The sequence below is a fragment of the Salmonella sp. A29-2 genome (assembly GCF_020150755.1).
GTDB lineage: Bacteria > Pseudomonadota > Gammaproteobacteria > Enterobacterales > Enterobacteriaceae > Salmonella > Salmonella enterica.
In genome coordinates this window covers 1,467,500-1,480,197 of record NZ_CP083731.1, presented here as the reverse complement: position 1 = coordinate 1,480,197, position 12,698 = coordinate 1,467,500, and the positions used below count along the sequence as shown (strand labels likewise).

General features: G+C 45.8%; 13 protein-coding genes, 1 tRNA gene and 1 pseudogene. 7 read left to right on the top strand and 8 right to left on the bottom strand.

Annotated features, from left to right (window positions below; all coding sequences use genetic code 11):
* The first annotated feature begins 223 nt into the window (after window positions 1–223).
* From K8W53_RS07200 to K8W53_RS07190, 3 genes are all read left to right on the top strand, one after another.
* Window positions 224–1,165: a formate/nitrite transporter family protein gene (locus K8W53_RS07200; protein WP_000377779.1), complete on the top strand. Its 942-nt coding sequence runs from the start codon at window positions 224–226 to the stop codon at window positions 1,163–1,165.
* A gap of 75 nt (window positions 1,166–1,240) precedes the next feature.
* Window positions 1,241–1,315: transfer RNA gene (locus K8W53_RS07195), tRNA-Arg, on the top strand.
* 163 nt (window positions 1,316–1,478) lie between these two features.
* Entirely contained in the window at window positions 1,479–2,648 is a 1,170-nt protein-coding gene (locus tag K8W53_RS07190) for a tyrosine-type recombinase/integrase (protein WP_001749026.1), read from the top strand.
* Between the two features lie 62 nt (window positions 2,649–2,710).
* Here the strand turns inward: K8W53_RS07190 and K8W53_RS07185 are convergent, their stop codons facing one another.
* The 3 genes and pseudogenes from K8W53_RS07185 to K8W53_RS07175 all read right to left on the bottom strand — a co-directional run bounded on the left by K8W53_RS07185 (window position 2,711) and on the right by K8W53_RS07175 (window position 5,920).
* Window positions 2,711–4,567 carry a phage head-binding domain-containing protein gene (locus K8W53_RS07185; protein ID WP_061371595.1) on the bottom strand — a complete coding sequence of 619 codons (1,857 nt, stop codon included), beginning with the start codon at window positions 4,565–4,567 and terminating at the stop codon, window positions 2,711–2,713.
* Between the two features lie 100 nt (window positions 4,568–4,667).
* Window positions 4,668–5,547 (bottom strand): annotated as a pseudogene (locus K8W53_RS07180) (P22AR C-terminal domain-containing protein).
* A gap of 232 nt (window positions 5,548–5,779) precedes the next feature.
* A complete protein-coding gene (locus tag K8W53_RS07175) occupies window positions 5,780–5,920 on the bottom strand; it encodes an Arc family DNA-binding protein (RefSeq protein ID WP_000865490.1) in 141 nt (46 codons plus the stop codon).
* A gap of 105 nt (window positions 5,921–6,025) precedes the next feature.
* On the opposite strand from K8W53_RS07175, the gene K8W53_RS07170 reads away from it, so the two are divergent.
* Genes K8W53_RS07170 through K8W53_RS07155 form a run of 4 tightly spaced genes read left to right on the top strand, consistent with a single transcriptional unit; the run spans window position 6,026 to window position 7,379 of the window.
* Entirely contained in the window at window positions 6,026–6,274 is a 249-nt protein-coding gene (locus K8W53_RS07170) for an Arc family DNA-binding protein (protein ID WP_021514397.1), read from the top strand.
* Window positions 6,275–6,276: 2 nt separating this feature from the next.
* A complete protein-coding gene (locus K8W53_RS07165; RefSeq protein WP_000132668.1) occupies window positions 6,277–6,555 on the top strand; it encodes a hypothetical protein in 279 nt (92 codons plus the stop codon).
* Window positions 6,556–6,562: 7 nt separating this feature from the next.
* On the top strand, window positions 6,563–7,123 hold the full coding sequence (locus K8W53_RS07160) for a hypothetical protein (RefSeq protein WP_023150349.1): 561 nt from the start codon (window positions 6,563–6,565) through the stop codon (window positions 7,121–7,123).
* Window positions 7,124–7,151: 28 nt separating this feature from the next.
* Window positions 7,152–7,379 carry a hypothetical protein gene (locus K8W53_RS07155; protein WP_042019175.1) on the top strand — a complete coding sequence of 76 codons (228 nt, stop codon included), beginning with the start codon at window positions 7,152–7,154 and terminating at the stop codon, window positions 7,377–7,379.
* Here K8W53_RS07155 and K8W53_RS07150 read toward each other — a convergent pair.
* The 5 genes from K8W53_RS07150 to K8W53_RS07130 are packed head-to-tail and all read right to left on the bottom strand — an operon-like array spanning window position 7,376 to window position 12,695.
* Window positions 7,376–9,499 (bottom strand): hypothetical protein, encoded by a 2,124-nt coding sequence (locus K8W53_RS07150; RefSeq protein WP_080195632.1) that lies wholly within the window; start codon window positions 9,497–9,499, stop codon window positions 7,376–7,378. The two genes, K8W53_RS07155 and K8W53_RS07150, sit on opposite strands and share 4 nt — an antisense overlap.
* Window positions 9,484–10,833 (bottom strand): DNA transfer protein, encoded by a 1,350-nt coding sequence (locus K8W53_RS07145; protein WP_033555246.1) that lies wholly within the window; start codon window positions 10,831–10,833, stop codon window positions 9,484–9,486. The genes K8W53_RS07150 and K8W53_RS07145 overlap by 16 nt, the downstream gene beginning before the upstream one ends.
* Before the next feature lie 10 nt (window positions 10,834–10,843).
* The gene (locus K8W53_RS07140; protein WP_004015040.1) at window positions 10,844–11,536 is read right to left on the bottom strand and encodes a hypothetical protein; all 693 of its coding nucleotides are present in this window, start codon (window positions 11,534–11,536) and stop codon (window positions 10,844–10,846) included.
* 2 nt (window positions 11,537–11,538) lie between these two features.
* Window positions 11,539–11,994, bottom strand: a complete 456-nt coding sequence (locus tag K8W53_RS07135) for a DUF2824 family protein (RefSeq protein WP_000627703.1) — start codon at window positions 11,992–11,994, stop codon at window positions 11,539–11,541.
* Window positions 11,994–12,695: a hypothetical protein gene (locus K8W53_RS07130; RefSeq protein WP_000774920.1), complete on the bottom strand. Its 702-nt coding sequence runs from the start codon at window positions 12,693–12,695 to the stop codon at window positions 11,994–11,996. The genes K8W53_RS07135 and K8W53_RS07130 overlap by 1 nt, the downstream gene beginning before the upstream one ends.
* Window positions 12,696–12,698: the final 3 nt, after the last annotated feature.

Sequence of the window (12,698 nt, the reverse complement as noted above, 5' to 3'; positions counted from 1 at the left end):
CCTGTTTAGGTGTGAGCGATTTTAACAGCACGTCAAACGATGTCTATATGCGCGATCTCATTGCTCTGAGCATAGCCTGGTAACGCAACAACGTGACGGCCCTATTCTAACGAAACAGATAAAAACGAGCGTGATCATTTTTATTTTTTCGGAGAATGCCCCGGCCTGGGTAAATGAAAAACCGCTACGCTTTATTAATATGTGTTAATCAGCAGAGATCATCATGGATAGCCTTAACGACGATAAAATTAACCGGCAAAGCAGTGATCTGGAAGTTGAAAGCGAAGAAAAACAAAGCGGTAAAGAGATTGAAGTGGATGAAGATCGTCTTCCTTCCCGCGCCATGGCGATTCATGAACATATTCGCCAGGATGGTGAAAAAGAGATGGAACGCGATGCGATGGCTTTGCTCTGGTCAGCCATTGCCGCAGGACTTTCTATGGGGGCATCACTCCTGGCGAAAGGGATTTTCCACGTGCAGCTTGAAGGCGTTCCCGGCGGCTTTTTACTGGAAAATCTCGGCTATACCTTTGGTTTTATCATTGTCATCATGGCCCGCCAGCAATTATTTACTGAAAATACCGTTACCGCCGTATTGCCGGTAATGCAAAATCCCACTCTGAGTAACGTTGGCCTGCTGATGCGCTTATGGGGCGTAGTCTTATTGGGCAACCTTATTGGCACCGGGGTTGCGGCGTGGGCATTTGAATATATGCCTATATTTGATGAAGAGACCCGCGACGCCTTTGTCAAAATTGGTATGGAGGTCATGAAAAATAGCCCAACGGAGATGTTTGCCAACGCGATTATCTCTGGCTGGATCATCGCCACAATGGTATGGATGTTTCCTGCTGCAGGCGGGGCAAAAATTGTGGTCATTATTTTGATGACCTGGCTTATCGCGCTGGGCGATACCACCCATATTGTCGTCGGTTCCGTTGAAATTTTGTATTTGGTTTTCAACGGCACGCTGCCCTGGAGCGACTTTCTCTGGCCCTTCGCCCTTCCCACACTTGCCGGAAATATCTGCGGCGGCACCTTTATTTTCGCATTGATGAGCCACGCGCAGATCCGCAACGATATGAGCAATAAGCGTAAGGAAGAAGCGAGGCTACGCGGCGAGCGCCTGGAACGGGAGCGAAAAAAAGCGGAAAAACAGCGCTGAGTGGCGACGGTTTAACCAGTCAGGCGGCGCTACACTTACTCCGGCGAATAAAAAACGCTATACTGGCGCCGCGTTGTCCCCTTAGTTAAATGGATATAACGAGCCCCTCCTAAGGGCTAGTTGCAGGTTCGATTCCTGCAGGGGACACCACTTTTCAGTTCTTCCTCGTTCGTTACAGTTCTAGAATCCCCTTTATAATCACTACTTATACCAAAAATAAGTTCTTAGACGTTCGTAGCGGATCGTTGACTGCCGCACATTAATGCGGGCATATTGTGGGCACATGTTAAAATGACCACGGATTTATGCCCACATGCTCACAGTAAAGCAAATTGACGCAGCAAAACCTGCAGAAAAATCATATCGCCTTGCTGATTCTGGAGGCCTGTTCCTGTTCGTACCTCCATCAGGAAAAAAGGTGTGGCGAATGCGTTACCGTTTCGACGGCAAGGAAAAGACACTGGTCATCGGACCGTACCCGCAAATCTCTCTTACCGAAGCCAGGGCAAAACAATCTGACGCGAAAATGAAGCTGCTTGCTGGCGTGGACCCATCAGAACAGAAACAGGCTATAAAGAAGAAGGAAAAGGAAGAAGTAGCTGATTCGTTCGGTGATATCTTCAGGGAGTGGCATGCTCATAAATCGAAGGTATGGTCGAAAGGATATGCTGACGAAATGATGAACATGTTCACTGGCGATATATTGCCACTCATCGGACATCTGAGAATGGAAGAGGTGGAGCCGATGATGCTACTGAAGGTGATCAGGCTATTTGAGGACAGAGGGGCGATGGAACGTGCTGATAAGGCTCGTCGCAGGTGTGGCGAGGTTTTCAGCTACGCAATAGTAACCGGAAGAGCTAAATATAATCCGGCTCCAGACCTTGTTGGGGCAATGAAGGGTTACAGAAAAAACAACTACCCTTTCCTACCTATGCATCGCATTCACGAATTCCAGAGGGCGCTGAATGGGTATGGAGGCTGGGTTATAGGTAAGATTGCTGCTCAAGTTCTTCACTATACAGCAATGCGAACAGTGGAGTTACGTTCGTTGGTATGGTCAGGAATTGACTTTGAAAACAGGCTGATCACCGTTGACCCTGAAGTCATGAAAGGAAGAAAACTGCATGTCGTTCCAATGTCAGAGCAAGTTACAGCGCTTTTCAAATTCCTGCAACAAATCACCGGACAGTACGAACTTTGCTTCCCGGGAAGGAATGACAGGAAGAAGCCAATCAGCGAAAATGCCGTCCTTGGTGTAATCCGCGGCATAGGATATGAAGGGCAGACATGCGGACACGGTTTCAGACATCAATTCAGCACGGTACTCAACGAGAAGCACTGGAACAGCGACGCAATAGAGATGCAGCTGGCACACGTAAGCGGCGGGACGCGCTCAGTTTACAACCATGCTGCATATCTGGCTACCCGCAGAGAAATGATGCAATTTTGGGCGGACTGGCTTGATGAGAAGGTGTCGTAGGGAAGCAACACAAAGCCTTGCAATCCGATACAAAGCTTTGTGTGCCTCAATTATGTCTAACTTTACTTTGTTAAATATTGTCCAGAGAAATATACAGTTCCGCCAGTTGGTATCGAGGCGAACCCAGCTACGTTTAATTGACCGTTAGTTTCAATATAACACTCAACTGGGATCATAGAGCTTGTCGCGCTAACACCCCATGCCGGGACAGGCACTCGCTTCAAAGGCCTGCACGCAGCGATAGTGTTATACGCAACCGCAGCTGTTCCGCGAGTCAGTGAACCTGTGATCTGCACAGTCTTGCCGGTTAGCATCATGTCAAAATCACCAGTATCAGCCCACCCATTTACAGGATTACCGTCTTTTACGCCTGGATATCCTGAAACAAGAACCGTTCCGTTAACATAACCACGGACAAGAGAGGCATCAAAACCAATACCACCGAGGTAATCAACTCCAGCCTTCCCATTCTCATTAGCAAAGAGCACGCCGTGACTTAAACTGTTGCCTCCCAACGCATAGCCACTCTCAGTATTCCCCTTTGCGGATCCGGTTCCAATATTGATTTCTGCAGAGTCCGGGTGAACACGAATGCCGCCAGATGCATTGCTAATTCTGTGCTCACCAATAGTCCAACCAACACATTTATTATCAATGGTTAATGAATAATAGTTCCCATAGACATTGAATGCAGAGTATCTACCAATGCTGACGTTTGTTATGAAACCGGTATTGGCATCAGATGGTATAAATCCCCATGACGCGTTCTGCACAATTAACTCACCAATGCCAATTCTGTCGATTGTTACATCATCGTGGGCGTCGTAAATACCACCCATGGTGACGTCAGGCCAGCCAGCGTTGTCATAAAGACCAACTGCAATTCTTTCCATATAGTTACTGGCGCATGCGCCACCAGAATCTGATTTGAAGATAAATGCATCACCATATTGGCCGTAGCAATGAGCAATGCCGCCCTGCAAATTTTGACACTTAATCGTTAGACCATGAAAACCACCAATGCACTCAACGTAACCCAAGGTTACACCGGATAATTGCTCAAGAAGAATGCTGTGCGTTCCTGGCTTACTGGCAACGTTAACTGAACTCAGCGTCTTGACATTGTCAATTTCTATATTGGCGTTGGAACCAACACCATAGTGCACAAGAGCGTCCTCGTAAGTTTCCGTTGTATACACATTCTGAGACACATAAGCACCAACATCGATCCCAAGGTTGAAGGTTTTAAACCCTCTCGCTTGATTCTTTACCGCCCCTTGAATAACTGTCCCAGTTCCATCGATAAATCTGGTTTTATCATCAGATAACTGAGGCATCCCAGTGCCAACAATAGAGATATTTTCAACTGTGTTCCTGCCAGTTCCGTACAGGCCGGTAATGTTGTATGTTTTTTTACCAAGCCAAAACACAGTACCGGCTTCAGCCTCAGAAAGTGCTGCTTTCAAATCACCGTTATATGGCTCGTTGTCGACGACGACAAATTTAGCCGGAAGGTTATAATGCTCGGCCAGTCCACCAACCAAAAGATAACCGTCTGGTTGGCTCAGCCTGTATTCAAGCTGATCTGGGTCATACTTCAATACGTTAGCAATATAGTCAACCTGACAACCATAGGCATCATAGATAGCCATGCTATGACCCTTAACGGTGACAACTTTCACCAGTTGGCCGTTGTATACGATTTTACCGGCTGCGTTGATAATTAGCGGCTGAGTAATCTGGACGTGAGAGCCATCCTCATTTTCAATGTATACGGGTATCTGATTGGCAGGATTAACCGGATCTGTATCAATCTGACCAATGTAAATTTTCCCATTCGCAACAGCTTTAAACGAACGGGATTCAGTAAAGATTGGGCGAGGGTTAGAAACAACTACGTTGGCAGTGATATCTGTCATTTAATTTGCTCCAGATACAAGGAATCGCCGCAGCGTGGCTACGGTGAATTTTGGGCATAAAAAAACCCAGCCGAAGCTGGGTCGTTGCGTTGGTTATCTGTCAGTAGTTATGTACTGAAGGAGGTAATTCTTTATTCTTAAGTCTCATCCATGCGGAAAGATTCGTTGGTCCGTCTGGCTCATTAATATCAACATCTCGTGTGTGGTTTATTAAAACGTCTCTCGCCATTCCGATAACATACGAGAACTCATGACCGTAGTCGTAGCATCTGCCGGAATAGTTCGATTGAATTTGTTTTAGCGCCGGATACAGTTCGCGGAATAATGCCTGTGAGCGGATTGGCATAATCCCATAACCATACAAGGCTGTTTGCTTCTTTTGCAGAAAGCTCGTTGGTTTTCTTCTCTTGTTTGCCGATGAATTCGCCTTCAAGCACTACCCTGTGGATGTACTCTACGGCTTGCGGGATTTGTTCAATTGAAAGTTCATCAATGCTGTCAATACCAAAACGCTGATGAACCATATTGTATGCATCGTCATAGCGAAGTCCTTTCTTTCCTACCAGCATGTTTACTGCATCGCGTAGCGGTGTTCTTTCCTCAACAGTGGTTTTCTTTCCTTTTACATACTCGCCATGTTTGCGAATTGAAGGCAGAACTTCTGCTGTTACCCACTTGCGGAATTTGTGCGGGACCGAACCTTTATTGACTGCATCGCGGCAGCGCAGAACCAATGTATACATACCTGATTCGCTCACAATGCTTAGATTCTGCTTACCACCAAGGGTGTAACTTAAAGTTACTCCCTTTTCATCGTCATCAAGTGCAGTAAGCGCCTTGCGTGAGTTAGTCAAAGCTAAAGCATCACAAACATCTTTAGCTACAAACCACGGCTCGCCGCACTTGTTAATGACGCGAATTTCACTGTCGCCAAATTTGAAGATGGTGAAATCGTTTTGTGCCTTTGCTATACTTTTCATGTCAATATTTCCTAATCCGATTTGTTGATACCGAAGCCCTGACTGTTCCAGCAGTTGGGGCTTCACTGTTTTGATTTCTTTGCCGCATCAAGCATCACTTCTGAAAACGTGCGCTTGCCACTGAATACTCTTTCTCTTCTCAATTTTTCGTTCGTGCCAAATGATTCGCCATGAACAAAATTTGGTCTCAAAATGGTAAGCACAATCTCTTTGACTACTGCATCCAAGCAAATCACACTGTTACCCCCTCCCTCTTCAGGCTGTCCAGCACCCGTTTAATTACTTCTGCACTGAATGAGCGACACTCTTCCTTTGCTTTTTCTTCAAGAATTTTTTCTAGCTTCTCTGGCATACGCAGTGTTTTAACCTTCATTGTATCCTCCGTTGTATGTGGTACGCATACATAGTATTTAGGTACGCATTGATAGTCAATAGATACCTACATATCCTGTGGTAAAAAATTATTCAGGATGCGCCGATGTCTGATCGTAAGTACAAAAACCCTCAAGTGAATCTGAGGCTTCCTGTAGAGATAAAGGAACGTCTTATTGAACTGGCTGAGGCTAATTCTCGTTCATTAAATGCTGAGATGGTCGCGGCACTTGAAGCGTGGACCGAAAAAAATAAACACATTCAAGCACTAGACCTTGCAACTATAGCATCACGATTGATAGATCTTGAACACGATGTTGAGACGCTAAAGACCATGTATGGTAAGGATAAATAAATATGACAGATACCAAAGTGAACTTCAGAGAAACCATCTTCAAGGACTCAAGTGATGCTGTAAATGAGTATGCTGATGGATTTGCTTACTCGTCTTTTGGGGATGTCGGAGCAAGATTTGGTTCAATAGCATTTTTTAAGCATGTTTCAGACTGGGTTAATAATGAGGAGATTCAGCCAGTTAGATACCAAATTGCCAACATTCGCATGAGTGAAAATCAACTTCTTGAACTGGCTAAGTATATAGTTTCTCAACACGAAGAATCAAAAAAATTAAGCTGACAGAGCCATGATTACTTTTCCTGCCGTAAATGCTGATCATGCAGCGGAGAAAAAGAGAACACTTGGTCGTATGGGGTCGACAGGTGGCTTCGGAGAAAAGTCCAATGCTTCGCCTCCAGTTACCAAGAATGATATAACCAAAAACAATAATATCGCTTATCTTGGAAAACAATACACTGAGGAGCATGCTATGGGCAGCCCATCAAGAGAAGAGATTGACGCGAAGCTTGGTCAAAACAAAGCAGAAATTGAGTTAATATCTGCTAACATGCGCGCTGAAATTTCAGCTTTCAGAGAATTCCAATCTAAGCAATTTACAGCTATGAATCAGTCACTTAATGAAATTAAGGGACAGATATTCGCTAGCAATGGCGAAGTTGCAGGGCTCAAAGGTCAAATTGATGGCATTAAAACATCCATGACCGCGACCCAATGGCTCGTTGGTGCGGTTCTCGCTATGCTTGCGGTAATCATAACGCTTCCGCAGATTCAATCTTACTTCAAGGTTTCTGAGCCGACTGCGAAGGAAGCCGCTAGTGAAACCCATGATACCAAAATAAAGCAGTGATCTTACCAATAAAGCCTGGGAGGACAACATGAAGCAATGGCTCATCATAATTGCTGTTTTTTTGCTCATTTACACTGTTTTCCCAGCATTAAAAGCACCAATGCAAATAATTTCACTAGCAATAATTGCGATTGGTGCTTTCATTGCAGTAGCCGTACTTGTGTTTAAGGTTTTAAAGTTTTTAGTTTGGCTATCAAAAGATGATGGATGCAAAGTTCATCAAGAAAAAGAAGGCAAAATAACCAAAGTTGACTAACTGTCACTAGCGAGCCATGTAATAATCCCCGTGCGGGCAATGGTTTTTGCTTCATCTGTTGATAAGGTTTTCTCCCATCTCTTAAATGCCCCAGATTGCATCAGTTTCCTTTCTATTACGCGTCTCACTTCTGCTCTGTCTACTGGTGCGTTTTGCAGGCGAAATAGCATTGATTTAAACTCAGGAGAAGACAGTAGAGCATCAGCAGCCTTTATCCTGCTTGTTTTCCCTGACATCAATGCGGACGTTATCACCCCTGTTGCACCTACACCAGGAAGACCAGATAAGCTTGTAACACCTTCCGCCGCCGCAGCTTTTGAGGCTATTCCATAAATTTTTGCTAGACTACCCTTTTCCTTCAGAAAGTTATTAACTTGCTGATCCACAAGGCTGCTAGCATACTGCTTACCAGTATTGAGTCTATTCATAGCCTTGGCTGCTTGATAAATCGTATCAAGGCGCTTTGATGCATCTGTGCCAATAGCATCACGGAGAGCCTTCATATTGGCCCCATTGCGTGACATTCCGTTATACCATTTTACAAATCCATCAACCCCTAATTGCTGACCTGGTGATTTAGCATAGCTGGTAAATGCTTTATTCATTGAGGTGAGCGCAACTTCCTGCCGCATATCCTTTGGAATTGACTTCATTAATTGCCTAAAGTCACCACCGTTTCCTTTTGCCATATTAACAACGGCACTTTCAACTTTTGGAATTGCTGATTGCTGAAGTTTTCTACCCAAAACGGTTACGGCATCATCTTCAATGGATTTTCGTTTTTTTACCAACTCCTTACCAAGCGTCCATAACTCCCCTGCGCCATATTTTTCTGCGACAGCCTGTTGGTCATCTGTTATAGCTGCATATAACTTTTTAAGAACACCTGTTTCTTCATCCTTGAATGGACCAGAGCCTTTGCCAATAGCTTGCCCCACCTGCTTTCTAGCGAGATCTAAACGCCCATACGTTGGCAAGGTGTTTGGATCAAGTCGGTTCAATGTCCGCTTCATTATTGGAGATAATTCATCAATTCCCCCTATGTCATCAGCAAAATCCTCTAAAAAATTCAACGTATTAGTTGCCTCAATCCGGTCTCTTACCGGAACCTTTTCGGCAATTTTGTTGTAGATGTTATCTGACTGATTTTGTAATGATGAAATGGTTTTATCAAAATTATCTGCAAGCCTGTCAGAAACCAGTTGCTTATCAAGGCTTCCCCCAAATGAAGTTATCATTTCATCAGCTTTTCTTCCTAATTCAGTAATAAAACGCTTATGCGCCTCACTAATCTCCGTTCCAGGAAGACTTGCCACTGCATTATCAAGAGCCCTGACAGAAGGATTATTAGAGATCATGCCTGGAGTGGCATAATTTTCCAGTTCTAGCTCACGAATAGCATTTATCGCGTTAAAATCAGGATTAACTTCATCGGCGAAATCTTGAATAGCACGTTGCCCACCAATAAATTTATTATCCATTGCGCCAGCAGCTTTCTTTAACGTTGCTTTAGATGATTTACTACCCATCCCTACGGATGAACGATAAATATCCCCGGCACTATTTTTAATTTTTCCTGCAATCTTCCCAATCGCTGGACCAACAATCTCGGCTACAGGGCCAGCCACAGCGCCAATAGCAGCGCCGGAAGCAACATCGCTATTTGTTCCATTGGCTACAATAGCCCCTTCTCCAGCACCAAGCCCTGCGGCGGCAGCCAGCCTTGCCGCCCCTTTCGGAACCTGAGAAATAATCCCACCACCACTAACAAATGGTGCTGCTTGTCCAACGAACTCACCAACATCTTGTGCGGTTGATGGTTTTGCCGCTAACTTCTGCTGTAGAGACTGAATTGCGGCTTGCTCTTCTGGTGTCATATCCTGAAACAGGCCAACACCTTTACCAACATCCATCAATCCACTGAGAACGCCATACATAAAACGGTCGAAACCGTTAGCATTATTAACAACATTTTCCTGTCTGGAATTTTCCTCTGGTGAAACCAAAGGAGATTGCTGCTGTTCTGGTTGGGAATCAAGCACAAAGCCATCAGGAAGTTGTGAGTTATCAGGCTGTTCATCCAGAACAAACCCCTCTGGTAAACCTACATTGGTTGCCATTGTCCGTTCCTGTAAATAATTTTCTGACCAGTTTTAGGATTTTTCGCGGTCATACCTTCTCGAAATGTTTGACCGCCAGATGTTGCTTGTTGTGTCTGTTGTTGCGCAGGCTGCTGAATATCTTCATACAGCTTGGCTTTTCTGGATTGCAATTGCTTAGTTAGTCCGCTGGGGAGAGAATCTCCATAAGTTGAAAGATAATCATCCATTTGCTGGTTAAACTTTTCGCCTTCAGTATTTGCCATCAGTTTTGAGGTATTGATTAAGTCCTGGACTTGCTCATTATTCAGCATCTTGCCGTTAGATAATTGGCTAACATAGTTACCAAGTGTGCCGAATATTCCATCAGTGCGTTTTACCTGCACTTGCTCACCTTCGCGTACCACAGATTGCGGATCCAGCGATTTCATATAGTTGAAAATCATTCCCAACTGCGCGGCTGGAGTGTTGCGCTTCCCAAGGGCTTGTAGGTTGTCAGAAGCACTGCGCATTGCAGAATAATTCTTTGAGAACCCATTAATATCACTATTCAGATCTCGAACAAGTTTTGGGTCAATCTTTCCGCTTTCCTGTTGTTTCATCCCTAATTCCTGCAACTTCAGGGCTACGTTATCATTATGCATTTGTGCCCGCTGAGCCCTGTCTAGTTGAGCGTTTTGGATATTTGCCCATCCTCTCGCGTTCTCCATGTCAGCCTGACGGATGCTTTCATCCAATCGCCCTTTCTCAAGTTGGCGACCAACCATCTTATCCTGATAATCCAGCATTTTATCCGGACCAACAGCCCCTAGCGTCATAGTAGTCAGCATGTGTGATAGCTGCTCTGGATTCTGGATACCTGTCTGAATCATCCAGTCAGCATTAGCACCAACGCGATTTAACCTGTCCTTGTTGTCAGTAATGAATTTACTGTAGGCTTCCGGTCCCTGAGAAAGAGCGACGTTAGCCCTCATGGCTAAATCGCCCATATCGTTGCGTTGCTGCTCATTAAGACCGGAAAACGCCTGTTGTGCCTGTGCAACAAACGCTGGATTTTCCTGGGCAAACTTAAATAGTCCCGATGGATCACCAGAAGCCCATGCATCAGCGTGAACCTTATTGAACGCACTAATCGCTTTCTGTTGCTGTTCCTGCTTATAAATATCAGCAACTCCAGCCAGACCACGTAACGCGGTCAGACCAACGTTATTTGCACCTGATCGAGCCAGTTCATTGTTTTCGCGGATCAGACCAAGCGTTGCGTTAATGTCGCTTGCCTTTGGCGCATTCTCATTTTGCGCACCGATGCCAGCAAGAAACCCACCAGAATTAATACCCTGTTGCCACGTAGCCATTGATTAACCCTTAAAACAGTGAACCAAGAAGACCAAGACCGCCGCCAACAGCGGCACCAATACCAGTACCAATACCAGGCACAATGCTGCCAAGCTGTGCTCCAGCAATTGCTCCAGAGGCAGCCCCGCCTATTGCAGATTGAAGGCCGGAAGGTCTGTTAGCGTTTGCCGCCGCCAGTGCTGCGCTTTGCTGTGAAATCTGGCTCATGTTGTTGGCATATGTCTGCCCGGCGTTTGCCTGTCCCTGAAGAGCGCCAAGACCAATATTTGCCAGATTCTGGTAGTTGTTCATCTGACCAGACAGCCACTGCTGACCAAGCGTTGGTGCGATTGTTGCTAACTGATTACTGGTTGCGGTGGAGCCTAATCCACCTGTTGCTTCCGCTGCCGCCAGACTCTGATAGCGAGCCTGACCTGCAAGGTCTTTGTACTGCTGAGAGTTGTAATACTGGTTAAGCGCCTGACCTTGCCCCTCCAGAGACGATAAGTTCTCGAGGCTGCCGACATACTTCTCAGCCAGAGGAGTAAACGGTTTCAGGTTGTTCATGATGGTGTTGAACTGCTGATTCTGCAGGTCTGCGGCATACTTCTGAGCTTCTGCTGCATACTTTGCGCTTTTATCGGACCCACCTTTCCCGCCTTTTTCAGGGCAATAAGGTTCCTCTCCGCGCAGTTTTCTGCCCAGCTTAAATGCATATAACATGTTTATCTCCCGTGATTCAGGAAGTCGATTAGTTCTTCGCGTGTGGCGCTGTAAAACGTCACGTCATCCACGCCTTTGAAGTATTTCTTGATGGTTCCTACACGCTTAAGGCCAATCATTGCGCAGTACATCTGACCGTGGCGAAATTTGCGTGCAGCAAATGATGTAACGCACTGAACGGTGGTGTTGGCGAGAATGTATCGCCAGAACGTCAGCCCGATTTCCTTACTGAATCCTCTAATCTCAGGCAGATACATGGCGTGGCAGTCAAAGGTCAGCGGCTGAATCTCGTTGTAATACACGATGCCACCGAACTGACCATGTACGTTCACTTCGAAATAGCGGCACTCAGGCTTGTAGTCGTATCCGTCACCGTTGTTACTCCCGGCTATGATGTCGGGATGGTTGCCGACCGTTTCTATCAGGTCGATGTTTCGGGTGGGAGTGAATGTAATCATCAGTTGATCAATCCATGAGTTCGTATTGCATCTTCGAGAGCTTTGATACGCTGCCGCGCCTGCTGCAATCCGTTAGCCATAGCTGATACCTCAGACTGCGTATATGTGGCACTGACCGTGTATGCCTGGTTAGCGTTGAATGTGCCGAGAAGTGCTGCTCCGGTTGCTGCTGTCCATCCTGTCTGTCGCGCACCGATAACTTTAGTGCCGCCAACTGAATAGGACGTTGTCACGTTGAGAGGTGACGCCAGCGATTGAGAAGCAGTTGCTGACTTCGATACGTAATCAGCCTGCAATGAAGAAATAGTGCTTTCAGCAGCCGTAACCCTACCATCAAGAGCACTGACATCAGCCTGCAAGGTGACTATTTTGCCTTCAGCCGTGGTTAGTCTGACATCCAGTACCGCAATTGCATTGGCATTTGCAGTAATACGTATTTCATGGTCGTCTACGTCGATGCGTAACTGTTGAATTCTCTCTTCGTGGTCTGCAAGCTCAACATCCTGCTCATCGTTCTTTACCTGCGCGTCATAGGCGCCTTGCCCTGCTTCGTTTGCCTTTCCCGCAATAGCGCCAACATCAGTACCCTGATTTATGACATACAGAAGGTAAGACCGACTGAATATGTTACGAGGGAGAATAGATGCATCAATGCGTGTAGCCTGAACCACGACAGGCTTATTAAGTGACGGGTCTGCCATATG